At 64.5% G+C, this 25,442-nt stretch carries 31 protein-coding genes and 1 pseudogene; 7 read left to right on the top strand and 25 right to left on the bottom strand.

What is annotated here, in order from left to right; genetic code table 11:
* Positions 1 to 5: 5 nt before the first annotated feature.
* The 7 genes from FJ972_RS02410 to gcvA all read right to left on the bottom strand — a co-directional run bounded on the left by FJ972_RS02410 (position 6) and on the right by gcvA (position 7,739).
* Positions 6 to 1,484 carry a mannitol dehydrogenase family protein gene (locus tag FJ972_RS02410; protein WP_140514366.1) on the bottom strand — a complete coding sequence of 493 codons (1,479 nt, stop codon included), beginning with the start codon at positions 1,482 to 1,484 and terminating at the stop codon, positions 6 to 8.
* A 160-nt stretch (positions 1,485 to 1,644) separates the two neighbouring features.
* Positions 1,645 to 2,415 carry an L-iditol 2-dehydrogenase gene (locus FJ972_RS02405; RefSeq protein WP_140524185.1) on the bottom strand — a complete coding sequence of 257 codons (771 nt, stop codon included), beginning with the start codon at positions 2,413 to 2,415 and terminating at the stop codon, positions 1,645 to 1,647.
* Positions 2,412 to 3,416 carry an ABC transporter ATP-binding protein gene (locus FJ972_RS02400; RefSeq protein ID WP_140491350.1) on the bottom strand — a complete coding sequence of 335 codons (1,005 nt, stop codon included), beginning with the start codon at positions 3,414 to 3,416 and terminating at the stop codon, positions 2,412 to 2,414. The genes FJ972_RS02405 and FJ972_RS02400 overlap by 4 nt, the downstream gene beginning before the upstream one ends.
* A gap of 60 nt (positions 3,417 to 3,476) precedes the next feature.
* The gene (locus FJ972_RS02395; RefSeq protein WP_140491348.1) at positions 3,477 to 4,301 is read right to left on the bottom strand and encodes a carbohydrate ABC transporter permease; all 825 of its coding nucleotides are present in this window, start codon (positions 4,299 to 4,301) and stop codon (positions 3,477 to 3,479) included.
* Positions 4,302 to 4,312: 11 nt separating this feature from the next.
* Complete coding sequence (locus tag FJ972_RS02390) at positions 4,313 to 5,185, bottom strand: carbohydrate ABC transporter permease (protein ID WP_140491346.1); 873 nt, start codon at positions 5,183 to 5,185, stop codon at positions 4,313 to 4,315.
* 125 nt (positions 5,186 to 5,310) lie between these two features.
* Positions 5,311 to 6,621: an ABC transporter substrate-binding protein gene (locus FJ972_RS02385; RefSeq protein ID WP_140491344.1), complete on the bottom strand. Its 1,311-nt coding sequence runs from the start codon at positions 6,619 to 6,621 to the stop codon at positions 5,311 to 5,313.
* Between the two features lie 212 nt (positions 6,622 to 6,833).
* The gene (gcvA, locus tag FJ972_RS02380; protein WP_140524183.1) at positions 6,834 to 7,739 is read right to left on the bottom strand and encodes a transcriptional regulator GcvA; all 906 of its coding nucleotides are present in this window, start codon (positions 7,737 to 7,739) and stop codon (positions 6,834 to 6,836) included.
* A 110-nt stretch (positions 7,740 to 7,849) separates the two neighbouring features.
* Between gcvA and FJ972_RS02375 the strand changes: the two genes are divergently transcribed.
* Positions 7,850 to 8,035: a hypothetical protein gene (locus tag FJ972_RS02375; protein ID WP_140514372.1), complete on the top strand. Its 186-nt coding sequence runs from the start codon at positions 7,850 to 7,852 to the stop codon at positions 8,033 to 8,035.
* A 47-nt stretch (positions 8,036 to 8,082) separates the two neighbouring features.
* Here the strand turns inward: FJ972_RS02375 and FJ972_RS02370 are convergent, their stop codons facing one another.
* Positions 8,083 to 9,042 (bottom strand): sugar-binding transcriptional regulator, encoded by a 960-nt coding sequence (locus FJ972_RS02370; protein ID WP_140491340.1) that lies wholly within the window; start codon positions 9,040 to 9,042, stop codon positions 8,083 to 8,085.
* A 254-nt stretch (positions 9,043 to 9,296) separates the two neighbouring features.
* On the opposite strand from FJ972_RS02370, the gene FJ972_RS02365 reads away from it, so the two are divergent.
* Positions 9,297 to 9,929, top strand: a complete 633-nt coding sequence (locus FJ972_RS02365; protein WP_140524182.1) for an HAD family hydrolase — start codon at positions 9,297 to 9,299, stop codon at positions 9,927 to 9,929.
* A 3-nt stretch (positions 9,930 to 9,932) separates the two neighbouring features.
* Here the strand turns inward: FJ972_RS02365 and FJ972_RS02360 are convergent, their stop codons facing one another.
* The 9 genes and pseudogenes from FJ972_RS02360 to ureC all read right to left on the bottom strand — a co-directional run bounded on the left by FJ972_RS02360 (position 9,933) and on the right by ureC (position 16,709).
* Entirely contained in the window at positions 9,933 to 10,700 is a 768-nt protein-coding gene (locus FJ972_RS02360) for a class II aldolase and adducin N-terminal domain-containing protein (RefSeq protein WP_140524180.1), read from the bottom strand.
* Positions 10,701 to 10,777: 77 nt separating this feature from the next.
* Positions 10,778 to 11,419, bottom strand: a complete 642-nt coding sequence (ureG, locus tag FJ972_RS02355) for an urease accessory protein UreG (RefSeq protein ID WP_140491334.1) — start codon at positions 11,417 to 11,419, stop codon at positions 10,778 to 10,780.
* Positions 11,416 to 11,856, bottom strand: coding sequence for a DUF3995 domain-containing protein (locus FJ972_RS02350; protein WP_140514380.1), 441 nt, complete (start codon positions 11,854 to 11,856; stop codon positions 11,416 to 11,418). The genes ureG and FJ972_RS02350 overlap by 4 nt, the downstream gene beginning before the upstream one ends.
* Entirely contained in the window at positions 11,853 to 12,533 is a 681-nt protein-coding gene (locus FJ972_RS02345; RefSeq protein ID WP_140524179.1) for an urease accessory protein UreF, read from the bottom strand. The genes FJ972_RS02350 and FJ972_RS02345 overlap by 4 nt, the downstream gene beginning before the upstream one ends.
* Complete coding sequence (gene ureE / locus FJ972_RS02340) at positions 12,517 to 13,089, bottom strand: urease accessory protein UreE (protein WP_140524177.1); 573 nt, start codon at positions 13,087 to 13,089, stop codon at positions 12,517 to 12,519. The genes FJ972_RS02345 and ureE overlap by 17 nt, the downstream gene beginning before the upstream one ends.
* Positions 13,086 to 13,691 carry a glutathione S-transferase family protein gene (locus FJ972_RS02335; RefSeq protein ID WP_140514385.1) on the bottom strand — a complete coding sequence of 202 codons (606 nt, stop codon included), beginning with the start codon at positions 13,689 to 13,691 and terminating at the stop codon, positions 13,086 to 13,088. Before FJ972_RS02335 ends, ureE begins: the two co-directional genes overlap by 4 nt.
* Positions 13,692 to 13,736: 45 nt before the next feature.
* A pseudogene (locus FJ972_RS02330) lies at positions 13,737 to 14,331 on the bottom strand (hypothetical protein).
* 50 nt (positions 14,332 to 14,381) lie between these two features.
* The gene (locus FJ972_RS02325) at positions 14,382 to 14,870 is read right to left on the bottom strand and encodes a DUF29 domain-containing protein (protein WP_140491324.1); all 489 of its coding nucleotides are present in this window, start codon (positions 14,868 to 14,870) and stop codon (positions 14,382 to 14,384) included.
* 126 nt (positions 14,871 to 14,996) lie between these two features.
* Positions 14,997 to 16,709, bottom strand: a complete 1,713-nt coding sequence (ureC, locus tag FJ972_RS02320) for an urease subunit alpha (protein ID WP_411909474.1) — start codon at positions 16,707 to 16,709, stop codon at positions 14,997 to 14,999.
* A 167-nt stretch (positions 16,710 to 16,876) separates the two neighbouring features.
* Between ureC and FJ972_RS02315 the strand changes: the two genes are divergently transcribed.
* Together FJ972_RS02315 and FJ972_RS02310 are read left to right on the top strand one after the other, a co-directional pair.
* Positions 16,877 to 17,254 carry a hypothetical protein gene (locus FJ972_RS02315; RefSeq protein ID WP_140524175.1) on the top strand — a complete coding sequence of 126 codons (378 nt, stop codon included), beginning with the start codon at positions 16,877 to 16,879 and terminating at the stop codon, positions 17,252 to 17,254.
* Between the two features lie 132 nt (positions 17,255 to 17,386).
* Positions 17,387 to 17,875, top strand: coding sequence for a hypothetical protein (locus FJ972_RS02310; protein ID WP_140491319.1), 489 nt, complete (start codon positions 17,387 to 17,389; stop codon positions 17,873 to 17,875).
* Between the two features lie 80 nt (positions 17,876 to 17,955).
* On the opposite strand, the gene FJ972_RS02305 is transcribed toward FJ972_RS02310, so the two are convergent.
* The 5 genes from FJ972_RS02305 to FJ972_RS02285 are packed head-to-tail and all read right to left on the bottom strand — an operon-like array spanning position 17,956 to position 20,325.
* Positions 17,956 to 18,261, bottom strand: a complete 306-nt coding sequence (locus tag FJ972_RS02305; protein ID WP_140491317.1) for an urease subunit beta — start codon at positions 18,259 to 18,261, stop codon at positions 17,956 to 17,958.
* Between the two features lie 6 nt (positions 18,262 to 18,267).
* Positions 18,268 to 18,855: a HupE/UreJ family protein gene (locus tag FJ972_RS02300; protein WP_140524173.1), complete on the bottom strand. Its 588-nt coding sequence runs from the start codon at positions 18,853 to 18,855 to the stop codon at positions 18,268 to 18,270.
* A gap of 31 nt (positions 18,856 to 18,886) precedes the next feature.
* A complete protein-coding gene (locus tag FJ972_RS02295) occupies positions 18,887 to 19,141 on the bottom strand; it encodes a DUF1272 domain-containing protein (protein ID WP_140524172.1) in 255 nt (84 codons plus the stop codon).
* Positions 19,142 to 19,151: 10 nt separating this feature from the next.
* Entirely contained in the window at positions 19,152 to 19,454 is a 303-nt protein-coding gene (locus FJ972_RS02290; RefSeq protein WP_140491311.1) for an urease subunit gamma, read from the bottom strand.
* A gap of 28 nt (positions 19,455 to 19,482) precedes the next feature.
* Positions 19,483 to 20,325, bottom strand: a complete 843-nt coding sequence (locus FJ972_RS02285) for an urease accessory protein UreD (protein WP_140524170.1) — start codon at positions 20,323 to 20,325, stop codon at positions 19,483 to 19,485.
* Positions 20,326 to 20,527: 202 nt separating this feature from the next.
* On the opposite strand from FJ972_RS02285, the gene FJ972_RS02280 reads away from it, so the two are divergent.
* The 3 genes from FJ972_RS02280 (at position 20,528) to FJ972_RS02270 (ending at position 22,891) form a co-directional block, all read left to right on the top strand.
* Positions 20,528 to 20,782 (top strand): acyl carrier protein, encoded by a 255-nt coding sequence (locus tag FJ972_RS02280; protein ID WP_140491308.1) that lies wholly within the window; start codon positions 20,528 to 20,530, stop codon positions 20,780 to 20,782.
* A gap of 4 nt (positions 20,783 to 20,786) precedes the next feature.
* A complete protein-coding gene (locus FJ972_RS02275) occupies positions 20,787 to 21,995 on the top strand; it encodes a beta-ketoacyl-[acyl-carrier-protein] synthase family protein (protein ID WP_140491304.1) in 1,209 nt (402 codons plus the stop codon).
* A gap of 191 nt (positions 21,996 to 22,186) precedes the next feature.
* Complete coding sequence (locus tag FJ972_RS02270) at positions 22,187 to 22,891, top strand: glutathione S-transferase family protein (protein ID WP_140491302.1); 705 nt, start codon at positions 22,187 to 22,189, stop codon at positions 22,889 to 22,891.
* Positions 22,892 to 22,947: 56 nt separating this feature from the next.
* On the opposite strand, the gene FJ972_RS02265 is transcribed toward FJ972_RS02270, so the two are convergent.
* From FJ972_RS02265 to FJ972_RS02255, 3 genes are all read right to left on the bottom strand, one after another.
* A complete protein-coding gene (locus FJ972_RS02265; RefSeq protein WP_140524169.1) occupies positions 22,948 to 23,265 on the bottom strand; it encodes a hypothetical protein in 318 nt (105 codons plus the stop codon).
* A gap of 90 nt (positions 23,266 to 23,355) precedes the next feature.
* The gene (locus tag FJ972_RS02260; RefSeq protein ID WP_140491298.1) at positions 23,356 to 23,967 is read right to left on the bottom strand and encodes a nucleoside triphosphate hydrolase; all 612 of its coding nucleotides are present in this window, start codon (positions 23,965 to 23,967) and stop codon (positions 23,356 to 23,358) included.
* A gap of 131 nt (positions 23,968 to 24,098) precedes the next feature.
* A complete protein-coding gene (locus tag FJ972_RS02255) occupies positions 24,099 to 25,220 on the bottom strand; it encodes a hypothetical protein (RefSeq protein ID WP_140524167.1) in 1,122 nt (373 codons plus the stop codon).
* Between the last annotated feature and the right edge of the window lie 222 nt (positions 25,221 to 25,442).

The following is a 25,442-nucleotide window of genomic DNA, read 5'->3' as shown; positions in this document are numbered from 1 at the left end:
CCGTTTCAGAGCTTGCCGGCGAGGTAGCGCGTCAGCGTGGCGCGCGTGCCATCCGTCCACAGCAGGTTCAATGCATGCGCGAAAGCCTCGACGAACGCGGTGGCGCGCCCGACATCGCCATAGATGTCTTCCATCGCAAGCCAGGCGGCGGGCGCGTCCTTTGCCGCCTTTGCCGTCGCCTGCACGCGGTCCCAGTTCGGATCGTTGGGCTCGATGACCGCGCCGCTGTCCGTCGTGCCGAAGCAGTAGCGGCACCACAGCGCCGATTCAAGTGCCAGGCCGGCGACGCTCTTTCCCGCCTTCAAGCGGTCGGCGATGGTCGGGATGATGAATTTCGGCTGGCGATTGGAACCGTCGAGACAGAGCCGGCGCACCGTGTCGCCGATCTTGGGGTTGGAAAAGCGCTTTTCGATGAGCTGGTAATAATCCTCCAGGACCGTGTCTGGCACCGGCGGTACGGTCGGAATGATTTCGTCATGCTCGAGCTTGTCGAGAAAGCCGCGCACCAGCGGCTCCTGCATCGCCTCATGCACGAAATGGATGTCCATCAGCCCGGCCGGATAGGCGATGGTGGCATGGCCGCCATTGAGGATGCGGATCTTCATCAGCTCGTAGGGCGCGACGTCTTTGACGAACTGCACGCCGACCTTTTCAAGCGGCGGCCGGCCGTCGGTGAAATGGTCTTCCAGCACCCATTGCCGGAAGGGTTCGCAAAAGACAGGCCAATTGTCCTCGACGCCGAAATCCTTGGCCAGGATCGCGCGTTCGCGGTCCGACGTGGCCGGCGTGATGCGGTCGACCATCGCGTTCGGGAAAGCGACATTGCCGCCGACCCAGGCCGCCAGATCCTCGTCGATCAGGCGGGCCAACCCGATGACGCCATCCGACGTGACATGGCCGTTGTGGGGAATGTTGTCGCAGGACATCACCGTGAACGGTGCGATGCCATCGCCGCGCCGCCGCACCAGGCCGGCGAGGATGATGCCGAACACGGTCTTCGGCGTCGCGCCCGGCTGCGCATCGGCGACGATATCGGGATGCGTCGGGTTGAACACGCCGGAGGCAGGATCGATGAAATAGCCGCCTTCGGTGATGGTCAGCGACACGATCTTGATCGCCGGATCGGCCAGCCGTTCGATGATGGCGGCGGCATCGCCCGGCGTCAGGAAGTCGATCATGGCGCCGGTGACGCGGGCGCTCATATGACCCTCGTCCTGCTCGACCACCGTCGTCAGCCAGTCCTGCTCTTCCAGTTTGCCGCGGCCGATCTTCTCGCCCTCGAACACGCCGGCGCCGACCAGCGCCCAGTCGTGGCCGACGCCCGAATTGAACAGCTCGTCGAGATAGACGGCCTGGTGCGAGCGATGGAAGTTGCCGACGCCGAAATGCACGATGCCGGCCTTCAGCGCTGCGCGGTCGTATTTCGGACCTGCGACCCTGGCGGGCAGGTTGGCGAGATTGGCGGAAGAGAGTTTCACGGTCATCTGTTTACCCTTTGGCCGGGTTGCGGCCTTCGTTACCCTTCTCTCCCCTTCACCGGGAGAGGGTAGGAAGCGGCACATGCCTTCCGAGGCGATGCGGCCGCCACCTTGATGTTGGCCTCTTCTCCCCGCGGAGGCACGGGGAGAAGAGGCCGCCCCCGCCTCAACTCATCCACTGGCCGCCATCGACATTGTAGGTCTGGGCGACGATATATTCGGCTTCGTCGCTGGCCAGGAACACGGCCATGCCGGCGAGGTCCTCCGGTCTGCCCATGCGGCCGTAAGGCACGCCTTCACCGACCAGTCTTTTCTTCTCGCCTTTCGGCCGGTTCTCATATTTGGCGAACAGCGCGTCGACCTGGTCCCACATGTCGCTGTCGACGACGCCAGGCGCGATGCCGTTGACGTTGATGCCGTGCTTGATCAGGTCGAGCCCGGCCGACTGGGTCAGCGAAATGACCGCCGCCTTGCTGGCGCAGTAGACCGCGACCAGCGCTTCGCCGCGCCGTCCGGCCTGGCTCGCCATGTTGATGATCCTGCCGCCCTTTCCCTGCGCGATCATCGAGCGCGCGGCCGCCTGCAGCATGAACAGCGTGCCGGCGACATTGACGGAAAACAGTTTGTCGTAGCTCGCTTTGGTGATGTCGACGATCGGAGCCAGGTCGAACAAAGCGGCGTTGTTGATCAGTATGTCCGGGCCGCCGGTCCTGGTTTCCACCGCCTGCACCGCGGCATCGATGGAGGCCTGGTCCGTGACGTCGAGCTTCACCGCATAGGCCTTGCCGCCGATCTCGGCGGCCGTCTTTTGCGCCGCCTCGAGATCGATGTCGGCAATCGCCACGATGGCGCCCTCACGGGCATAGGCTTCGGCGAAGGCCTTGCCGATGCCGCGCGCCGACCCGGTGATCAGCGCCGATTTGCCTTTCAGCCTCATGCCGCCAACGCCTTGCCGTCGGGGCCGAAGCGATGCAGCTTGGCCTTGTCGGGCGTGAGATAAATGCTGTCGCCATGGTGGACGCTGAGTTCGCCGTCGGCGCGCACCGTCAGCGGGCCGACACCGTCGGCCTGGACATGCAGGAAGGTGTCGGATCCCAGGTGTTCGGCGACGCCGACTGTTGCCTTCCAATCGCCCGCCGTGGTCGAGATCGCCATGTGCTCGGGCCGGATGCCGATGGTCTTGGAGCCGTACTTCGCCGCTGGGGCGCCTTCGATCAGATTCATTTTCGGCGAGCCGATGAAGCCGGCGACGAACAGGTTTTTCGGCGTCTTGTAGAGCTCCATCGGCGAGCCGACCTGCTCGACATTTCCGGCATTCAGCACGACGATCTTGTCGGCCATGGTCATCGCCTCGACTTGGTCGTGGGTGACGTAGATCATCGTCGTCTTGAGCTGGTGGTGCAGTTCGCTGATCTCCAGCCGCATCGTGCCGCGCAGTGCCGCGTCGAGGTTGGACAAGGGTTCATCGAACAGGAAGGCCGAAGGCTGGCGCACGATGGCGCGGCCGATGGCGACGCGCTGGCGCTGGCCGCCGGAAAGCTGGCCGGGGCGGCGCTCCAGATAGTTGGTGAGGTTGAGTACGCGCGCGGCGTCCTTCACCTTCCTGTCAATGGTCGCCTGGTTCTCGCCCGCCATCTTCAGTGGGAAGGCGATGTTCTTGGCCACCGTCATGTGCGGGTAAAGCGCATAGGACTGGAACACCATGGCAAGCTTGCGCTTGGCCGGCGCCTCGCCGGTGACGTCGCGGCCGTCAATGTTGATGGTGCCGCCGCTGGTGTCCTCCAGGCCGGCGATCAGGCGCAGCAGCGTGGACTTGCCGCAGCCCGACGGGCCGACGAAGACGACGAACTCGCCGTCCTCGATGACGAGATCGATGTTAGGAATGATCGAAGTCGAGCCGAAGGATTTCGAGACGTTCTTGAGCGTGATATTTCCCATGCTTTCCTCCCGGTGGATTTCCGTCCGCCGCCTGGCGCACGCTGCTACTTCACGGCGCCCCTACTTCACCGCACCGAAGGTCAGGCCGCGCACCAGTTGCTTCTGGCTGAACCAGCCCATGATCAGGATTGGCGCGATCGCCAGCGTCGAGGCGGCCGAGAGCTTCGCCCAGAACAGGCCTTGCGGGCTGGAGAAGGAGCTGATGAAGGCGGTCAAGGGTGCTGCTTCCGTCGTGGTCAGCCGGATCGTCCAGAACGCTTCGTTCCAGGCCAGGATGATGTTGAGCAGCATGGTCGAGGCGATGCCCGGCACCGCCATGGGTGTTAGCACATAGATGATCTCGTTCCACAGCGAGGCGCCGTCCATGCGCGCCGCTTCCAGGATCTCGCCGGGGATTTCGCGGAAATAGGTGTAGAGCATCCACACCACGATCGGCAGGTTGATCAGCATCAGCATCACCATCAGGCCGATGCGGCTGTCGAGCAGGCCGGTGTCGCGGAAGATCAGGTAGATCGGAAACAGCACGGCCACCGCCGGCATCATCTTGGTGGACAGCATCCACATCAAAATGTCCTTGGTCCGCTTGGTCGGCGAGAACGCCATCGACCAGGCCGCCGGAATGGCGACCAGCAGGGCCAGGATGGTCGAGCCGACCGAGAGCAGCACCGAGTTCAGGAAGAACTTGAAATAGCCGTTCTGCGCCTGGACCTCGGAATAGCTCTCGAAGGTCCCGGACGGGATCAGGTTGAAGCCTTGGATCGCCTCCTGTTCCGACTTGAACGAGGTGATGATGGTGTAGAGGATCGGGAAGAAGATCAGCAGGGCGACGATCCAGGCGGCAGCCGTCGCGATCGTCTTGTGCCGGGTTGTGACTGCGCGTGCCATCTTTTCCTCCCTTATCTGTCCAGGTTCTTGCCGACGGCGCGCATGGCGAAGAAGGCGACGATGTTGGCGAGAATGACCGCGATGATGCCGCCGGCGGAGGCCTGGCCGATTTTGAATTCGAGCAGTGCCTTCTGGTAGACCAGGAAGGGCAGGTTGGTGGAGGCGTATCCCGGACCGCCATTGGTGGTGACGAGGATCTCGGCATAGACCGAAAGCAGGAAGATCGTCTGGATCAGGATGACGACGGTGATCGCCCGCGACATGTGCGGCAGCGTCAGGTAGATGAAGCGGCTGATGAAGCCGGCGCCGTCCATCTCGGCGGCCTCCTTCTGCTCGCCGTCCAGCGACTGAAGCGAAGTCAAAAGAATGAGCGTCGCGAAAGGCAGCCACTGCCAGGCGACGATGATGATGATGGCGGTCAGCGGATATTGTCCGAACCAGTCTATGGGCTGGAGGCCGAAGAACCGCGCTATGTCGGCGAAGACGCCGTATTGCGGATGCATGATCATGTTCTTCCAGACCAGGGCCGCCACCGGCGGCATGACGAAGAACGGCGAGATGACGAGGATGCGCACGATACCCTGGCCCCACATCGGCTGGTCGATCAAAAGCGCCAGCAGGATGCCGCCGACCACGGTGATCACAAGCACGCTGACGACGATCAGCAGCGTGTTCAGGATCGATTGCAGGAAGGCCGGGTTGGAATAGAACAGCGCGTAATTGGAGAAGCCGACGAAGCCGTCGCGGATCGGATTGAGCGGATTGTACTGCTGGAAGGAGAACCAGAGCGTGAGCGCCAGCGGAACGACCATCCAGACGAGCAGCAGGACGACGGATGGCGCCATCATGAAACGGGCAAGCGAACGGGTCTGCTGAGTAGCCATGACGGTCACCCTTCAAGGATCGGACGGAATTTTCTCGAGCTGTCGGGAAGTGGCCGCCCGAACTGGGTTTCGGGCGGCCGTTGCCGGCCATGGTCGGCGACCGGCCTTAGGCACCGGGAGGAGCCTTACTGGATGTAGCCGCCCTCGGTCATCGCCGCGGTTGCGGCGTCCTGGGCCTGCTTCAGCGCGTCGTCGACGCTCGACTGGCCGGCAAGGGCTGCCGAGAACAGCTGGCCGACGGTCGTGCCGAGGCCCTGGAATTCGGGGATGGCGACGAACTGCACGCCGACATAGGGCACCGGCTTGACGGTCGGATGCGTCGGGTCGGCGGCATTGATGGAGTCCAGCGTCATCTTGGCGAACGGAGCCGCCTTCTGGTACTCTGGATTGGCATAGAGCGAGGAGCGCGTTCCCGGCGGAACGTTGGCCCAGCCTTCCTTCGAGGCGACCAGTTCTGCATAGTGCTTGCTGGTTGCCCATGACACGAACTTCTCGGCGGCATCGGCCTTCTGCGTGCCGGCGGGAATGGCCAGCGACCACGCCCACAGCCAGTTGCCGCGCTTGCCGAGCCCATTGTCAGGCGCCAATGCGTAACCGACCTTGTCGGCGACCTGCGAGGCCTTGGGATCGGAGACGAAGGAGGCGGCGACGGTGGCGTCGATCCACATGCCGCACTTGCCCTGCTGGAACAGCGCCAAATTCTCGTTGAAGCCGTTGGAGGACGCTCCCTCGGGGCCGTCGGCCTTCATCAGGTCGACATAGAACTGCAAGGTGTTCTTCCATTCGGGCTGGTCGAACTGCGGCTTCCAGTTCTCGTCGAACCAGCGCGCGCCGAAGGAGTTCGACATGGCGGTCAGGAAGGCCATGTTCTCGCCCCAGCCGGCCTTGCCGCGCAGGCAAACGCCGTTCACGCCATTGGCGCGGTCGGTCATCTTGTCGGCGGCCTGCTTGATGAAGTCCCAGGTCGGCGCGTCGGGCATCTTCAGCCCTGCCTTCTCCATCAGGTCCTTGCGGTACATGACGAAGGAGCTTTCGCCGTAGAAGGGCGCGGCATAGAGCTTGCCGTCGACCGAGAGGCCGCCGGCGATCGCCGGGATGATGTCCTTGGCGTCGTAGTCGTCGCCGAGCTTGTCGAGCGGCAACAGCCAGCTCTGCTTGGCCCAGATCGGGACCTCGTAGGTGCCGATGGTCATCACGTCATACTGGCCGCCCTTGGTGGCGATGTCGGTGGTCACGCGCTCGCGCAGCACGTTCTCTTCCAGCGTCACCCAGTTGAGCTGGATGTCGGGGTTCGCCTTGGTGAAGTCGTCGGTCAGCTTCTGCATGCGGACCATATCGCCATTGTTGACGGTGGCGATGGTGATGGATTCGGCATGTGCCGCGAACGCGAGCGCGCTGGCCGAGCACAAGCCCAGGATGAGCGTACGAAGTTTCATCAAATTCCTCCCATGGACCAAGATGAGCATTTGCCTTGGCTGTGAGCAATTACTCACTAAGAATGAATTATGTCAAGCCAGATTCGATGGTGCAGCGCACACTCGATGGAGGAGCGCCGACCTGGCGCGTTGCAAATGGCCGTCCCGCAGGTGCGGAGCGGGCGACAACGGTGATCTGGATGGAGCGCGGTTTTGATCCTGGAGTTAGCCGGTCAGCAGGCGATCTCGGCCAGGATCCAGTCGCGGAAAGCGCGGATCTTCGGCACGTTGCGGCGCGCCTCCGGATAGACCAGCCAGTAGGCGTGGCCGTCGTCGCCGACCAGGTCGAAGGGCTGGATCAGGCGGCCGTCGGCGAGTTCCGCCTTGAACAGCGCCCTGGTCAGGACCGCCACGCCATGGCCTGCGATGGCCGCATTGGCCTCATAGGCCTGCGCGCCCATGCTGCTGCCGGGGCGCTTGGCAAGGTCATGGCTTTGCACGCCCGCGGCCTCGAACCATTGCGTCCACCAGATGTCGCCGGGATCGAGGATAGGCAGCTTGAGCAGATCGGCCGGTTCCTTGACGCCGCCGATGCTCGCGGCGAGCTTGGGGCTCAGCATCGGCGTGAAATCGGCGTCGAGCAGCTTGTAGGCCTCCAGTCCCGGCCATTTGCCGCCGCCCGAGCGGATGGCAAGGTCGACATCCTCGCGGGCGAAATCGGTCAGGCGGCTGGATGTGTCGAGCCGCACGGCAAGGGCGGGATGCGCGATCTGGAACGAACCCAGATGATGCGCCAGCCAGTTGGAGGCAAAGGTCAGCACCGTGGTGACGCACAGCAGACCGTCCGCCCCGCCGCGCGCCGCCGCATAGGCCTGGCCGAGTATGGCGAAGGCCTCGCTGACCGCCGGCGCCAGGCGCTGTCCGGCTTCGGTGAGCTCGATCTGTCGCGGCCGGCGCAGGAAAAGCGGCGCGCCGACCCGCTCCTCCAGCACCTTGATCTGATAGCTGACCGCTGCCTGCGTCATCGCCAGTTCCTCGGCCGCTTTGGTGAAGGACAGATGCCGCGCCACCGCTTCGAACACCCGGATCGCCTGCAGCGGCGGAAGCTGCGCAACCTGTCGCGAGCTGAGATCCGGCATAAAGCCTCCTTATGGGTCCTTATCGACGTTCGATTGGCAAAGGCGGCCGGCAAGACCGACATTCATCCTCAGCCCGTCACTCGGGTTGAAGATAGCGAAGGTTGACGATCATGACCATGGCGCAGCAAAAATGCACTCCCGCTCCGGATCATCGCTGGATTTCATGGCTTGCGGACGGATTCGGCTGGTTCGCGACCAGGAAAAAGGCGCATCTCGACATCAGGGACCTGTCACCGCACTTGCGGCGGGACCTTGGCTTCCTCGACGGCAACGACCCCTTCGGACGGCATGGATAGCCCGCCCGGATTTTATCGCAAATCGATGTTGCCTCGAGGCTTTTGGCTCATCCGCTCGCCAGCAGGGCGGCGGCGGTTCGTTCGTCGGTGATAAGGCCGTTGACCAGCCGGCGGTTCACGGCCGCCAGGATGCCCGGCAGCTTGCGTTCACCCATGGCGAGCGCGATGACCAGCGACTTCTCGCGTGACGGCAGGGCCGCCGACGACACCCGGTCGTTGGTGATGCCCTCGATCATGCGGCCGTCGCGATCGAACACCCAGCCGACAATTTCGGCGACGCCGCCGGCCTTCTGTAGCGCCTTCAGCTCGGCGTCGGAAATGAAGCCGTCCTCATAGAGCGGCGCCTTCGGGCCGAGGTCGCCGATGCCGACGAAGGTGACGTCGGCCTCCGCGGCCAGCGCCAGCGTCGGCTGGATCATCGGCTGGCTGAGCAGCATCTCGCGCTCCTGCGGCGAGGAGGCGATGACCGGCAACGGCATCGGGAACGACCGCGCCTTGACCCTGTCGGCCATGGTGAAGATGACGTTGTAGAAAGCGGCCGAACCGTCCGGCGAGATATTGCCGGTCAGGGACACCACCTTGTGCTGCGGGCACTCCATCGGCGGCAGTTGCTCGATCGCCGCCTTCAGCGTACGGCCGGTGCCGATCGCCAGCACGATCGGGGCCGGCGATCTCAGTCGCCTCTCAATTTCCGCTGCCGCCGCCTCGGCGATGCCGATCGTCGTCGATGATGAGGTCGGGTCGCTCGGCACCACCTCCACCAGGTCGAGCGCGAAGCGCGATTTCAGGCGGGCGGCGAGGTCGAGGCAGTTGGCGATCGGATGGTCGACGCGCACCTTGATCAGGCCTTCCGACACTGCCAGCGACACCAGCCGCTGCGCCGTCTGTCTGGAGATGCCGAGCGTGGCGGCGATCTGGTCCTGCGTGTTGCCGGCAACGTAATAGAGCCAGCCCGCGCGCGCGGCATCGTCCAACCTGTTGCTGCCGCCCTCCTGCCGGTTGTTCACGTCCTGCCTCCCGAAACCGCCGGTCATGGAAGCGGTCGCGCCTACTTTCGCAGGGAACAGCGCGCTGCGCAATTGTCAATCGCCAGGGCAATTGCTTGCTTCTGCGGGCGAGGGATCGGCCGGATCATCGTCGGCCTGGGGATTCCACGGCAGGCAAAAGGGGGATTTCCGTTCCGACAGGTGGCACGTTCTGCCGTCCGGATGGTTTATCTCGCGGGGTAAACCCTTTAAGGGAACGCCAAAAGGAGCGTTGCATGACACCGAAAGCGGTTTTTTGGGACATGGACGGCACGCTGGTCGACAGCGAACCGCTGCACGAAGCAGCCCTGGTGGCGGCGATGCGCAATGTCGGCCTTCAGCCTCCGCCCGACCTGCATGAGCGCGTTCTCGGGGTCGCTGCCTGGCCGGTCTACCTGATGATGCGCGACGAGTTCGGCCTGGATCTGCCCTTCGACGAGTGGATCGTCCATAAATACGAGCATTATCTGCCGCTTGTCGCGACATTGAAGCCGCGCCCCGGTGCGATCGAGATATTCAACGAATTGCGCGCGCTTGGCGTGCAGCAAGCCGTGGTCTCGAATTCCGACCGCATGATCGTCGACGCCAATCTGCACATGGTCGGCCTGATCTATCCAGGCATGAAGACCATCAGCCGCAACGACGTGCGCGAAGGCAAGCCGCAAGCCGAGCCGTTCCTGCGCGCCGCCTATCTGGCCGATGTCGATCCCGCGCACGCGGTGGCGGTCGACGACAGCTGGCCGGGCGCCATGGCGGGGCTGGCGGCAGGCATGAAGACGATCTTCTGGCCGGAAAAACCGATGGACGGCCCGCCCGGTGCGGTGGTCATCAACAGCGCCGAGGAATTGCGGGCTGAACTGGGGCTTTAAACCTCAGTTCCGGTAGACCGGCTCCTGCTCGTCGAGGATCGCCTTCAGCTCGCTGAGATGCCGCTCGGCCTGGCCGGGATAGTCGTCCATTTCGCTTGCCGCCTTCTCGGCGATGGCGTCGGAAAGCGTGCGTAGCGGCCGCCCTGTCCACAGCGCCTTGATGTAGGTCTCGGCGGCGCGTTCGAAATAGAACATGCGATTGAAGGCGTCGGCCACCGTGTCGCCGATGACCAGCACGCCGTGATTGCCCATCACCATTACCTTGACCTTGGGGTCGGTCAGGAGCTGCGAGCAGCGCTCGCCCTCTTCCTCGAAGGCCAGACCGCCATAATGGGCGTCGACGACGTGGCGGTTGAAGAACATCGCCGAATTCTGGTCGATCGGCGGCAGCCTAGAATCGGCGAGCGAGGCCAGCACGGTGGCGTGGATGGAATGCACATGCATGACGCAGCGCGCATGGCGGACGTTGCGGTGGATGGCGCCGTGCAGGCCCCACGCCGTCGGGTCGGGCGCATTCGGGCCGGACAGCGTCTCGGGATCGTTGGCGTCGATCATCAAAAGGTCGCTCGCCTTGATGCGCGAGAAGTGCACCTGATTGGGGTTCATCAGGAATTTTGTGCCGTCCTCGTTGACCGCCAGCGAGAAATGGTTGGCCACCGCCTCGTGCATGTTGAGCCGCGCCGTCCAGCGGAAGGCGCAGGCAAGATCGACGCGCTCCTCGTAGAAGGGCAGGTTGGTCAGCGGTTCCTTTTGCAGGCGGGCGATGCTCATCGAAAAATCCTCCGGGTTTTAGGAACAATGCCGTGCCCTGCTTGTGCCCGCAACCGGTTTCGGTTGGTGCAGCCGGCTCACGCCGCCGTGCTTGCGGCGGTCCCGAGCCTCAAGCCGCCATGCTCGACGATGAAATCGATCACCTCCCGCAACCCCTTGCCGCGCGACAGGTCGGTGAAGCCGAACGGCCGCTTGCCGCGCATGCGGGTGGCGTCGCTCTCCATCACGTCGAGATTGACGTTCACATAGGGCGCCAGGTCGCTCTTGTTGATGATCAGGAAATCGGAACGGGTGATCGCCGGGCCGCCTTTCCGCGGGATCTCCTCGCCCTGGCAGACGGAGATGACATAGAGCGTGAGATCGGCGAGATCCGGCGAGAAGGTGGCGGCAAGGTTGTCGCCGCCGGATTCGATGAAGATGATGTCGAGATCGGGGAATTTGCGGTTGAGCTCCGCGATCGCCTGCAGATTGATCGAGGCGTCCTCGCGGATGGCGGTGTGCGGGCAGCCGCCGGTCTCGACGCCGACGATGCGCTCTTCCGGCAGCGCCTGCAGCCGCGCCAGCATCATGGCGTCTTCCCTTGTGTAGATGTCGTTGGTGACGACGGCGATGGAGAATTCCTCACGCAGCGCCTTGCACAGTTTCTCGGTGAGCGTCGTCTTGCCCGAACCGACGGGGCCGCCAATGCCGATGCGAAGGGGACCGTTGGGCTGCGTCATGTCGGGAACTCCGTGATGGCGAGAACTGCGAAGCCGAGCCCGATCAGCAGGCACAGCGGCGAATAAAGGCTCCTATCGAGCCGCGCGAAAGGCTGTTCCGGTGCCAGCCGGCGCCACCGGGGCGTGAAGCCGGCAATGCCGCGTCCGAGAAACACCAGCCCGATCAGCAGCGCGGTGGCGGCGAGGCCTTCCCTGGGAAAGGGCGAGGCAAACACACCCTCCAGAGCCATCGGCCAGAGCGTTGCCAGCGCCAGGCAGGCGGCGACGGCAAAGCAGGCGAACGGCGCCGGCATCTCGTCGACGCCGCGAAAGCCGACGACCGCATGCGCGCAGGACGCCGCATCCTTGCCCGGCCATATCCCGCCAATGCCCCAATAAACGTGCAACGCGGTGATCACCAGCAGGACGAATGAGAGGATGAAGGCAAGGACGATCATGAGCGGAACAATCGCGAATACTGGGTTTCGTGCTGCATCGCCACGATATCAGAGACAAAGGCGCAACCGCCGAGATCGTCCATTGTCGAGCGGGATGCGCGGGCGGCCGTCGCAAGGGCCAGTACTTCGAAGCTGGCGAGCAGCATCACGGCGTCGCTCTGGCCGATGACACCCAGCCGGATTGCAGCCTGGACGAGATTGGAGAAGAAGGCCTGCAGGAAGGCGGACAGGGCGTCCGGCAAGGCGATGCCGTTTCCGCCGGCGACCGCGCCTACGGCGACGCAATAGGCACACTCCGCCGGCAGGCGCGCCCGCACCGGGTTGGGCCACGCCGCCGCGGCCTTCAGGAAAGCAGCACCTTGCAGCATCGTCTCGGCATGGCGCTCGCGTGACCCGGCCAACGCCTCGGCCAGTGCGGCGACTTCGGCCAGATCGCCGCCGTCGCGGGCGTTGCGCCAGCTCTCCGCGAACAGCACGGCATCGTTCCAGGCGGAGCCCATCTCGACCAGCGTTTCAAGCCAAGCGGCGAGGCCCGCCGCATCGGTCACCAGCCCATCATGCACGGCGCGTTCGAGGCCATGGCTGTAGGAAAAGCCGCCGACCGGAAAGACCGGCGACAGCCATGCCATCAATCGCAGCAGGGCGATGCCGGATGGCTGATCAGTCGTGGTGATCATGGTGGTCGTGCGAATGGTTGTGCGAATGCGACCCGCCGTGGCTGTGCGCTTCGGCGTGGCTGTGGGCGTGCGCATGGCCGTGGTCATGGCCGCCGGAATACGCGCCCCGCACCGGCTTGAACGGTTCGGAAACCTCGCTCACCGTGGCCCCGAGCCCCTCCAGCATCGCCTTGATGACATGATCGCGCAGGATGAGGATGCGCTCCGCCTCTATCGCCGCCGCGAGATGGCGGTTGCCGATATGCCAGGCAAGCTCGGCCAGATGCACGGCGTCGCGGGCGCGGATATCATAGACCTCCTCCGGCGCCGCGATGATCTCGACGTGGCGGCCGTCTTCCAGCACCAGCCTGTCGCCGTCGTTGAGGGTGACGGGCTCCGGCAGGTCGACCAGTACCTTGCTGCCATCGGACAATTCGATCGCCCGGCGGCGCAGATGCCGCTCGTCATGGGCAAGAACCGCGCGGCCGGATGGCGCCGTGGTGCCGGCATTGCCGGAGGTCAGCACCGAGATGGCGCGCGGGAACTTCGTGAAGTCGGTGTTGAGGTTGAGCTTCATTTCATGGCTCCGCCATTGGCTTGCGCCCGGGCACGGGCAGGGCGTGAAAGCACGCGGTCGAAATAGGCGTTGACGCGGTCGGATTCTATTGGAAAGCGGCCGGCTCGGGCCCAGCCGCCCATGTCGCCGAGCAGCACGTCGACAGCCGAGAACCGGTCGCCGAGCGCGAAAGGCTTGTCGCCAAGCCGGCGGTCCAGCGCCTTGACCTCCGAGGCGAAATCGTAGGCGGCCGCGGGGCCGACATCGACCCGGACTTCCCTGGGCAGCAGGAAACGGTGGCGCAATTTGTTCCACAACGGCGCTTCCAGCTCGGACTGGGCGAAATGCATCCAGGAATCCATTTCGGCGCGGCCTGCGAGGCCGGGACTGGCGCCCATGCCCTTATCCGCGTGCTTATCGGCGAGATAGACGCAGATCGCCGCCGAATCCGTCAGCGTCAGCTCGCCGTCGATCAAGATCGGCACCTTGCCCGAGGGATTGAGCGCATAGGCTTCGGGCGAGCGCAGGGGAATTTCGACGAATTCATAGGCCTGCCCGAGTTCTTCGAGCATCCACAGAACACGGCTAACCCGGGATCCACGCGATCCGACGGCCTTGTACATGATTGAACCCTGCCTTTCCCGGTCAGCCTAGAGCATCCGCGGCCGTCATACGATCGTGTCGAACAGCCGCAGGATGAACGATACCTGGTAAATCAGCGCCGCCGCGACGAAGGCGATGTGAAACCGGCGGTCGCGCACCAGGATCGCGGCGATGCACAGCGCGACGAAGACCGGCGTGCGAAACAGATATTCGTTGCCGAAGCGGGCGAAATGCTCCGGCCCCTTTAGCAGCGTGTCGATCACGTCGAGCACGTAGGTCGCGGCCAGCAGGCCGAAGAACCAGGCGCGGCGCGAATAGAAGAAATCCTCATAGCTGGTGTAGTCGAGCATCGAATCCGGAAACAGCAGCGCGCAGAGCAGGAACAGGGTGATGGCGTAGAAGATGATGAACAGGTACTTGCCGAAGGTCCATGTTTCGATGGCGTAGAGGCCGAACTCCCACCACCAGAAATGCACCAGCATCAACAGCACCGAAGCGACCCAGGCCAGATGCACCGTATAGAGCCGGTACTGGCCGGGATGCTGGACGATGCGCGCCACCCCCCGACAACAGGCGCGCGACGCCGAGCCCGATCACCATGCCCAGGACGATGCGGATATGCGGGAAGATGTCGTGGGGCGAAGCTATTTCGGTGGCCATGCCGAATGCTCGCCAGGTGATGGAACGTCCGTCAACACACCACTATCAGTCTATTCGCGCATAAGGTTGTCTGAAGACCACGGTGATCCTGGGAAATAATCATCGTCCAAGATTTCCTTGATCCCATAGGGGCAATGGACAGGGAAATCCCGATCTCTCAGGCCTGTTTCGTCCAAGGCCTTTAATCTTGCTATCTTGAACTCTCGATCGAGCACCTGCGCAGGATATTTTTTGAGGCTCGGACTTTCATCAAGCAGGCCCTCAATCCGAAGCCGTTGCTCCCGAATTGTCAGCAACCAGCCCGTTTTGCGCTGCTCAGACTGAAACTCCCATTTTAGCAAATGAAGGACCAAAGTGCCAAGCCTGCTCGCAATTTCCCTTTTGTCGCTCCGCCCCAAGCTCTCGATCTCCTCGGCAACATTCTCACGATCGAGGTCGGAAAGACGACCTTCGCGCAGCAACGCGCCCTGCTCGGCGCACCACTGAGCATAGTCGGCCTCGTAGGGCGTCAATTGCTGTTTGCGAAATATCTTGTTCATTGAGGAGATATTGCTCCCAAAGTGCACAATTTCCAAGCCCGCGGAGAACGAGTGGGCCCATTCGGGCAGTCGGCACAACCCACTCACCGCCGCATTTAACGAGGGCAATGGCTCGCGGCGATCTTATCAAAACAGAAAATATCGCTGCGCCATCGGCAGCACCGTCGCTGGTTCGCAGGTCAAGAGTTCGCCGTCGGCACGAACCTCGTAAGTCTCGGGATCGACTTCGATATGCGGCGTGGCGTCGTTGAGCACCATGGAGTGCTTGCCGATGCCGCCACGCGTGTTTTCGACCGCGGCGAACTGCTTGTCGACGCCGAGCCGGCCGTGCAGACCGGACTCCAGTGCCGCCTTCGAGACGAAGGTTACCGACGAGTTGGTGCGCGCCTTGCCATAGGCGCCGAACATCGGCCGATAGTGCATCGGCTGCGGCGTCGGGATCGAGGCGTTGGGGTCGCCCATCGGCGCCGCCGCGATCATGCCGCCGATCAGCACCATATCAGGCTTGACGCCGAAGAAGGCCGGGTTCCACAGCACCAGGTCGGCGCGCTTGCCGACAGCGACCGAGCCGATGTCCCTGGACAATCCATGCGCGATGGCAGGGTTGATCGTGTATTTCGCGATATAGCGGCGGACGCGGAAATTGTCGTTGTTGCCGGTCTCCTGCGGCAGCGAACCGCGCTGGCGCTTCATCTTGTCGGCGGTCTGCCAGGTCCGGATCGCCACTTCGCCGACGCGGCCCATCGCTTGTGAATCCGAGGAGATGATCGAGAAGGCACCGATGTCGTGTAAAATGTCCTCCGCCGCGATGGTCTCCTTGCGGATGCGGCTTTCGGCGAAGGCAATGTCTTCCGGAATCGACGGCGACAGATGGTGGCAGACCATCAGCATGTCGAGATGCTCGGCCAGCGTGTTGACCGTGTAGGGCCGCGTCGGGTTGGTCGAGGACGGGATGACGTTGGGCAGGCCGCAGACCTTGATGATATCGGGCGCATGCCCGCCGCCCGCCCCTTCGGTGTGGAATGCGTGGATGGTGCGGCCCTTGATCGCCGCCACCGTGTTCTCGACGAAGCCGCTCTCGTTGAGCGTGTCGGTGTGGATCATCACCTGCACGTCATGGTCGTCGGCCACCGACAGGCAGCAGTCGATCGCGGCCGGCGTCGTGCCCCAGTCCTCGTGCAGCTTCAGCGAGCAGGCGCCGCCCAGCACCATCTCCTCGAGCGCCGCGGGCAGGGAAGCGTTGCCCTTGCCCGACAGGCCGATATTCATCGGGAAGGCGTCGAAGGACTGGATCATGCGCGCCATGTGCCATGGCCCGGGCGTGCAGGTGGTGGCGAGCGTGCCGTGCGCCGGGCCGGTGCCGCCGCCCAGCATCGTGGTGATGCCCGACATCAGCGCTTCCTCGATCTGCTGCGGGCAGATGAAATGGATATGCGCGTCGAAGCCGCCCGCGGTAAGGATCTTGCCTTCGCCGGCGATGATCTCGGTGCCGGGGCCGATGATGATGGTGACGCCATCCTGCGTGTCCGGGTTGCCGGCCTTACCGATTGCCGCGATGCGGCCGTCCCTGAGGCCGATATCGGCCTTGAAGATGCCGGCGCTGGCGTCGATCACCAGCGCATTGGTAATGACGGTGTCGACCGCTCCTTCAGCGCGGGAAACCTGGCTCTGGCCCATGCCGTCGCGGATGACCTTGCCGCCGCCGAATTTCACCTCCTCGCCATGAATGGTGAAATCCCTCTCGACCTCGACGAAGAGTTCGGTATCGGCAAGCCGCACCCTGTCGCCGACCGTCGGGCCGTACATCTGCGCATAGGCGGCGCGGGTTATTCTGGCCATCAGTGATTGCTCCCGAATTGCGGTGCTGGTGAAACCGGGCTGCACATTGCTGCCATCCAATGGTCACGCAATGACCCGCTGGTCGACACCTTCTGATCCCATTTGGCGGTTGAGGTTGGAGGGTCACCCCAAAACGACCGTTTGCCAAATCGATGGAAGGAAAATCCATGCGCAAAACGATAGTTCTCGCCGCTGCCGCCACCCTGATGCTGGCGGGTGCCGCCATTGCCCAGCAGCAGCCCGCGCAGCAGCCCGCTCCGGCAGCGCCGGCCGCGCCCGCCCCCGGCGGGCAGCAGGCCGCGCCGACGATCCAGAGCGTCAACATCGTCGACATCACCGAACTGCCGAAGGACACCCAGACGCAGGTCAACCAGGTGATCGCCCAGCGCGGCGATGCCGGCCTGCAGAAGCTGCGCAGCTCGATCGATGCCACGCCTAAGGTCAAATCCGCCCTCGAGGCCAAGGGAATGACCTCGGCGCAGGTGGTCGCGGCCAGCATGGAGCCCAACGGCGCCCTGACCCTGATCACCAAGAAGGCGAGCTGACGGCGCGCCTGCGCGGCGGGCCGTCGTCCGGTCCGCCCGCGCTATCTGGAAGGGAACCTTGGCCGGGCAGGAGCCGTTTCGTTTCATCGGCGCTGAACGGCGCCGCGAAATGAACCCGTCCAGGAGCGAGCGATGGCGATCAATCCCGGCAAGAGACGGCTCTATGCCTTCGCCTCCATGGCATTCCTGGCGGTGGGCAGCCCCGGAGCCTCCCTTCACGCACAAGGGCTCGAAAGCCCTGAGACCGTCAACCGGATCATCGGCTCGGACGTCAAGCAGGAAGAAACCAGGAGCGATGCCGAAGCCGGCAAAGTTGCCAGGGCGATTGATCGGACGCGTGAAAACATCGGCACGGTGCGCAAGACATCCAAGCTCGACAAGGTCGATATCGTGTTCCTGACCGATGCCGCGCGCACCGAAGGCGGTCCGCCGCCGGCGATCGAAACCAAGGTCAAGCAGCATCAGGACGACATTGCGGAGCTGCGCAAGGAGATCGAGGCCAACGCGCTGCTGTTCAATGCCATCGACTCGCGACGCGTGCTTGCGCAGGACGTTCTCGCTGTGGAATTCGACGACCCCGGAAAAATCGTCATCTATGCGGCGGCCAAGCCGTCCGATTGAGCCGAGGGCACAACTCGCTTTCGTGCTCGCCCGAAAGCCCTTTGCCCTCTTTGCACGCCGCGCATGAGACGCCCTCGGCCTCACAGCCTGCCCATCACCTTCTGCTGAAAGCCATAGACCTCGCGCTTGCCGCCCAGCGGCACCAGCGTAACGTCGCGCTCCTGTCCGGGCTCGAAGCGCATGGCGGTGCCGGCGGCGATGTCGAGGCGCATGCCGCGCGCCTGTTCGCGGTCGAATTTCAAGCCCTCATTGGTCTCGAAGAAATGATAGTGGCTGCCGACCTGGATCGGCCGGTCGCCGCTGTTGGCCACTTTGAGCGTAACCGTCGGCAGGCCTTTGTTCAGGTCGATGTCGCCGTCGGCGGGAATGATTTCACCCGGGATCATCGTTCGTCACACGGCGCCGAAGACGAGGCCGAGCCCTATCGCCGTGCAGGCGGCACCCGCGGCCCGCACGAGCACGCGAAATCGCCTGCCGAGGCCAAGCCCGGCGGCGATGCCGACGGCGTGCAGCAGCGTCGTGGCGACGGCAAAGCCGGCCATATATTCAAGCCCTGCGGCATTTTCCGGCACTTCAGTGCCATGGGCGTGGCCATGAAACAGCGCGAACGCGCCGATGATGGCGACGCCGGCCGTGACAGGAAGATCGACGGCCAGCGCCACGAACAATCCGAGCGCCACCACCGACGCCAATATGCCCGGCTCGACGAAGGGCAGCGGCACATGCAGCATGCCGAGCGCGCCACCGGCCAGCATGACGCCCACAAAGGCCGCCGGCCATGCCCACATGGCCTTGCCGCCTTTCTGTGCCGCCCACAGGCCGACCGCGACCATCACCGTCATGTGGTCGAGGCCGGAGAGCGGATGCATGAAGCCGGCCGCGAAGGAGGAGGTCGTGCCGGCCCCGACATGGGCGTAGGCGGGCATTGCGGCTGCCATGAGCAGAATCGCAGAGAGGCACAGGCGTTTGGCGGGGATCATTCTACTTGCCTTTCGTTGGTGAGCGCAGAGGTCACGCGGCCTCGCGCGGACCGCAGCTCTCGGCTTTGAGGACGCGCTTGGTCGAAGCGGGATACTTCTTCAGCATTGCCGGCGGACGGATCGGCCGTGCCGAAAAATTGCCGCCGCAATTGGGGCAGACGCCGCCGAGCACGTCTTCCACGCAATCGGCGCAGAAGGTGCATTCGAAGGTGCAGATCAGCGCATCCGTCGCTTCCGGCGGCAGGTCCTTGTCGCAGCATTCGCAGTTCGGGCGCAGCTCAAGCATATCTGTCTCCTCACCGTATCGGCTCATGCACGGTCACCAGCTTGGTGCCGTCGGGGAATGTCGCCTCCACCTGCACGTCATGGATCATCTCGGCGATGCCTTCCATCACCTGCGCGCGGCTGACGACGTGGGCGCCGGCTTCCATCAGCTCGGCGACGGGACGGCCGTCGCGGGCGCCTTCGACGACGAAGTCGGTGATGAGCGCGATCGCCTCCGGATGATTGAGCCTGACCCCGCGCTCCAGACGCTTGCGCGCCACGACCGCCGCCATGGCTATCAGCAGCTTGTCCTTTTCCCTCGGCGTCAGGTTCATGCGTTTCCCTGAAATGATGCGGACACGATCACAGTGACCATATTTTGGGCAGTCCCGCCTTTCCGTTGAGCAAGCCGACGAGCGGAACCAGATGCTGGCGCAGCCGGTAGCCGTCGCCGGCATACAGCCTCGCAAGAAGCTTGCCAGATTCCTGCACGCTCCAGGTGCTGGCGCCGCCCTGGCCGCCGATGATCTCCCGAACCGGATCGAGAAGCGCTTCCGCCCGCGGCGAGATCAATAGCACCGTCGCCATGGCGACGGCGCCGCCGGCAATCGACGGACGCGTCAGGGCCGCGGCGATGGCGGGCCCGATGCGGAAATCCTCGGCATGGATGAGAGTCCCGCCCCGGCGAATGCGCCAGCGGTCGTGAAAGCCGCCCTGGACCGCGCGTTCGCCCATCGCCGTCCGGCCGAAGACGGTGGCTTCCAGCACCAGCGCCTCGGCGCCGGCGGCAAGATCAAGGTCGAGCGTGCGGGCAAAGGCCGATCGGTCGAAAACGATGGTCTCCTGCGGCAGCCAGGCGACGCGGCCGTTTTCGCCGACCGTTAGCCGGACGCTGACTTCGGCCCGCTCGGAAGCGGCGCGATAGATTTTCTCGCAGGCCTGCGTCGTTATCGTGGCGCTGGCATGCGCGCCGACGTCGATCTCCCAGCCGAGGCGGTCGCCTCCGGTCAGCCCGCCCGCGGTGTTGATCAGCACGGCTTCCAGCGGGCCGCCGGAAACGGCCGGCATCCTTATCTTGGCGGAACCGTCCTGATAGAGGCGGCGCAGCCGTGTGCGGCCGTCTTGACTGGCGCAGGCGAGCTGCGCCAGTCCGGCCGCCCGCTGCGCCGGCGGGGCCGAAAATCCGGTATGTTCGATCGTATCCACGCCGTCAGGTTAAGCACCGCGGCGGTTTTGTCGATATATAGCTTGTTGCTTGATGGCGTTTCCGTTTCTATAGAGGGAGCCACCTTGGTACGCTCATGCGACGCCTGGCGGGGGTCCAAGGCGACGGTCGCGGCCTGATATCGAGGACAAAAAGGCGCTGTTCAGTTGGCGTCGGGAAACGACAAAGTGGGGAAGAAACCGAATGGCTGACCAACTGGCGACCGAAATCATCGAAAAGATCAAGGCTCATGCCGAGCCGGGCGGCGAGGAGATCACCACCAGCACCGAATTGACGGCGCTCGGCATCCATTCGTTGGAACTGACCGAGATCATCTTCGATCTCGAGGAGCAGTATGGCATCGAGATCGAGATGAACACGGTCGATGCCTGGAGCAACCTGAAGAATGTTGGCGACATGGTCGAGGCCGTTCGCGCGCTGATCGCGAAAAAAGCCTGACCGGATGCACAAGCGCGTCGTCATTACCGGCATCGGCGGTTTGTGCGGGCTTGGCACCGACGTGCCGGCGATCTGGACCGAGATGCGCGCCGGCCGCTCGGCGATCGGCCCCATCGATAACCCGTTCCTGCACGATTTGAAGGTCAAGATCGGCTGCGAGATCAAGGCGCTGCCCGACCATGGCATAGAGCGCAAGCAGCTGGTGTCGATGGACCGTTTCAGCCTGTTGGCGGTGATTGCCGCCCGCGAAGCCTTACAGCAGTCCGGTTTGGCCGCCCATGCGGACAATACCTACCGCATGGGTGCCGTTATCGGCATCGGCGTCTGCGGCTTCGAGACGGTCGAGGAGAACTATCGCGCCATCCTGATCGAGGGCAAGAATCGCGCCGGCATCTTCACGGTGCCGAAGGTCATGCCGGGCGCCGCCGCCGGCCAGGTCAGCATGCATCTCGGCCTGCGCGGACCGGTGTTCGGCGTCACTTCGGCCTGCTCGTCGGCCAACCACGCCATCGCATCGGCGGTCGACCAGATCAGGCTCGGCCGCGCCGACGTCATGGTCGCCGGCGGCACCGAGGCGCCGCTGGTCTGGGGCGTGCTGAAGGGGTGGGAGGCTCTGCGCGTGCTGTCGCCCGATACCTGCCGGCCGTTTTCGGCCGATCGTCAGGGCCTGGTGTTGGGCGAAGGCGCCGGCATGGCGGTTCTGGAAAGCTACGATCATGCGGTGGCGCGCGGCGCAAACATCCTCGCCGAAATCGTCGGCGCCGGCCTCTCGGCCGATGCCTCCGACATCGTTGCGCCGACCATAGAAGGGCCGGAAGCGGCGATGCGTTTCTGCCTGGCGGACGCCGGGTTGAATCCCGAGGACATCGACTACCTCAATGCGCACGGCACCGGCACCAAGGCCAATGACCAGATCGAGACCGCCGCGATCAAGCGCGTCTTCGGCGAGCACGCGCGCTCGCTTTCCGTCTCCTCGACCAAGTCGATGCATGCCCATTGCCTTGGCGCCTCGGGCGGGCTGGAGATGATCGCCTGCGTGATGGCGATCCGAGAGGGCGTGGTGCCGCCCACGGCGAATTTCCGCGAGGCCGACCCCGATTGCGATCTCGACGTGACGCCGAACGTCGCGCGCGAGCGCAAGGTGCGCGCCGCCATCAGCAACGGCTTCGCCTTTGGCGGCACCAATGCGGTGCTGGCCTTCAAGGCGATCTGATCCCGGCGATCGTGTTCTGCCCGGCAGGTCAATCTGCCGGCTCCCGATGCCGGCATCATTCGATTTGTTGACTGTGCGTGCACGGCCAAACGCCTGACGCCGCATTGATCGTGCCGGGGCGTACGCCTAATTCTTTGCCGACCCCACCCAGACCGCGCCGCTCGGTGCGAAATCCCGCCCAGGAGTTCTCGATGGCCGACCTGTCCGCCTTTCCAATCACCGCCCGCTGGCCGGCCAGGCATCCGGACCGGATCCAGCTCTATTCGGCGACGACCCCGAACGGGGTGAAGATATCGATCGCCCTGGAAGAGATCGGCCTGGCCTACGAGCCGCATTATGTGGACATCGGCAAAAACGAAAGCTGGACGCCGGAATTCCTGTCGCTCAATCCCAACGGCAAGATACCGGCGATCATCGATCCGAACGGTCCCGACGGCAAGCCGATCGGCCTGTTCGAGTCCGGCGCCATCCTGCTCTACCTCGCCGACAAGACCGGCCTGCTCGTCCCGGCGGACGCGGCGCGGCGCTACGAGACGATCCAGTGGGTGTTCTTCCAGATGGCGGCCGTCGGCCCGATCTTCGGCCAGGTCGGCTTTTTCCACAAATTCGCCGGCCGTGAGATTGCCGACAAGCGGCCGCTGGAGCGCTACCGCGATGAATCGCGCCGCCTGCTCGGCGTTCTCGACGGCAGGCTGAAGGGCCGCAGATGGATCATGGACAATGACTACACCATCGCCGACATCTCGCTCATCGGCTGGGTGCGCAATCTGATCGGCTTTTATGAAGCGCGCGACCTCGTCGGCTTCGATGATTTCGCGCATGTGGCGGCATGGCTGGAGCGCGGCCTGGCTCGGCCGGCGGTGCAGAAGGGCCTGACAATCCCGGCAAAGGGCTGAAGCGGCCCGGCCGCCCTGGGGCGCGGGATATCGTAGCCTTGGCCGGCCCGGCTGGGCTATTTCGCCTTGGCTTTCGGGCCGCCCTTGCCCATCACGGAAGCCGCCAGCGAAGCGGCGCCGCGTGCCGTCGCCACCACCGCGCCGGCCGCGACGCTTGCCACGGTGCGGACGGCGCCGGATTTCTCTGGCGCCGGCTTGCGCGCGCTGGCCGGCTTTGCGGCCGCGGCCGCGACCTTCCGAGGCGCGGCCTTGCCGAAGCTGGGTTTGGCGTCCTTCGAACGTTCGGCGATCGCCGGACCAGCGCCGGCTTTCGCCTGCGTCGTTTTCGTCGCCCTGGTCTTGGCGGTCGCGGGTTTTCTTGCCTTGGTTGCCATTGCAAAATCCCCTTACGCAGGACAATCGGATCCCATAACGGTGCGAAACCCCTTAAGGTTCCCGTCGAAAAATACCGACAATTTAGCAGGTTAACCAATCACCAGGTCGGCCGCCCGGCGCCGCGCCAGCACGCGTTCGATGTTGGGCATGTCGTTGGAGGCGATCCAGGCGCGCGCATCCTCCTCAGAGCGGCCATGTTCGTGCCAGCGCTCCATCAGCCGGCGCTCGAGCTCGTTGCGCGGCACCTCGACGAAGATCGAGAAATCGAACAGCGGCGCCAGCCGCGACCACGGCTCCTCGTCGAGCAGCAGGTAATTGCCCTCGACCAGGATGAATTTGGTCTCTGCGCCGATGATCGCCGCCGCGGCGCGCGACAGTTCCATGCCGCGGTCGAACACCGGGATGGCGATGTCGGGCTCGCCCGCCCGGATGCGCTTCAGAAGCGTCTCGAAGCCGCCGAAGTCGAACGTATCCGGCGCGCCCTTTCGCGCGCGCAGCCCGCGCTGGTTGAGAACGACGTCGTCATAGTGGAAGCCGTCCATCGGCACGACCTCCACGGCGCCTTCCGGCAGCAGATCGTGCAGGCTCGCCGACAATGTCGACTTGCCGGCCCCCGGCGGTCCGGCAATGGCGACGATGAAGCGCTTTGCCTTGCCGGCGCGCTTGAAGATGGTGGCGGCGAGATGGGCGATTTCGGACATGGCGGCCTCGCTTGCCCCTGATGGTTGGCGCGACCGTTATTCTGTCGGCACTCGGCGGAAATTTCAAACCGGCATTTTGGGTAAGGTGCGGTGGTCAAGTGTCGAAACGCCGACGTTCGAAGCCAATCCGCTCAACCAGCCGCGGCCTGCCCGATGCGCAGGAAATCGCTGTCGAACGGCACCTCCCGCGCCGAGCCTCGGCCCAAGAGCCGCATGCGGCCCTCCGCCGTGGTGACCTCTTGCGGCGGCTCGCCGCCCGCCAGCGGCAGTGCGCCGATGACATGGCGGAAGGAGACGCTGGCGCCTTCGCCGAGCGCGAACGCCGTCGCCACGCCTTCGCGCGTCAGCCAGTTGTCGCCGATCGAGGCGGCATGGCCTATCGCCGTGCGCCCGTCCTCGATGCCGAGCACGCCCAGATGCCGGCCGCTCCACGGCGCGTAGTCGCGGCCGCCATTGCTGAACCACAGCATGGTGACCGGCAGCTCCGCCGGGTTCTTCAGCACCAGAACCAGATCGTCCTCGGCCCGGCGCGCCAGGGCCGTCCAGCCCGGCCCGCCATGATCGGCCTCGACCAGCGTGACGAAATCCTCGCGCCGGTCGTCCATGCGGTAATCCGTCAGGTCGAGCGTGCCGCCGCCGGCGGCGGGAAAATGGCCGAGATCGCTGCTGCGCCCGGGATAGGCGAGCAGGAAGCGGCCGCGCGCGGGATCGGGCTCCAGCGGATCGGCGGGCGAGGCCGCGAAGCGTTTTGGCGAAAAGGCCAGCCGGCCGCCATCCGTCATCGCCGTCATCGGATGATGGGCGACGGAGATCGCGCCGCGGCCGCCGGAAAACACATGTTCCTGATAGAGGAAGGCATGGCCGTCGCGCAGCGTCAGGATCTTGTCGACGGTCGCGCCCATGACCTTGCGGCGCAGCCGGAAAACGGCTCGCCAGCCGCCGTCCAGGGCGCTGCTTTCGGTGACGTCCCAGGCGCTGTTGGCCGGCCAGCCATGCAGCGGTGCTTCCTCGACGTCGCTGCGCGAAAACGGCGCGCACAGGAAATCGCCGGACAGCCGCACCGTGCCCTCGGGCAAGTCGGCCGGCAGCGTGTCGCGTGGCGCGCCGACCCAGGGTGCGCGGTGCAGCGGCCGTAATTGGCGCCCGCCGTCCTCGACCACCCCGCCATTCTCGATCACCATGTCGGCGATATGGCCGACCGTGGTGTCCAGCGAAACCGAAATGCCGCGTGCCTTGAGGGTGACCGTGTCCATAGCGCTCTCATCGAATCCGAAGGCGCAACAAGAACCGTTCGCCACCGGATGCGCAAGCGCCGCGACCGGCATTTTGCATCATCCTTGGAACACAAGCTTGCGAAAGCAGACAAAGCTGGGGCTACCGCCATTAACCAAATGGACGCGGCTGGCGGGTTACGTTAGCTTCGCCGCATCTCAGCAACAGCCCAGCCAGAACAGACCTGTCCTTGTCCCCCTTGC

This window comes from Mesorhizobium sp. B2-1-1 (genome assembly GCF_006442975.2).
In the GTDB taxonomy this organism is placed as follows: domain Bacteria; phylum Pseudomonadota; class Alphaproteobacteria; order Rhizobiales; family Rhizobiaceae; genus Mesorhizobium.
The sequence above is the reverse complement of the archived record's forward strand: the minus strand, read 5'-3'. Positions and strand labels throughout refer to the sequence as shown.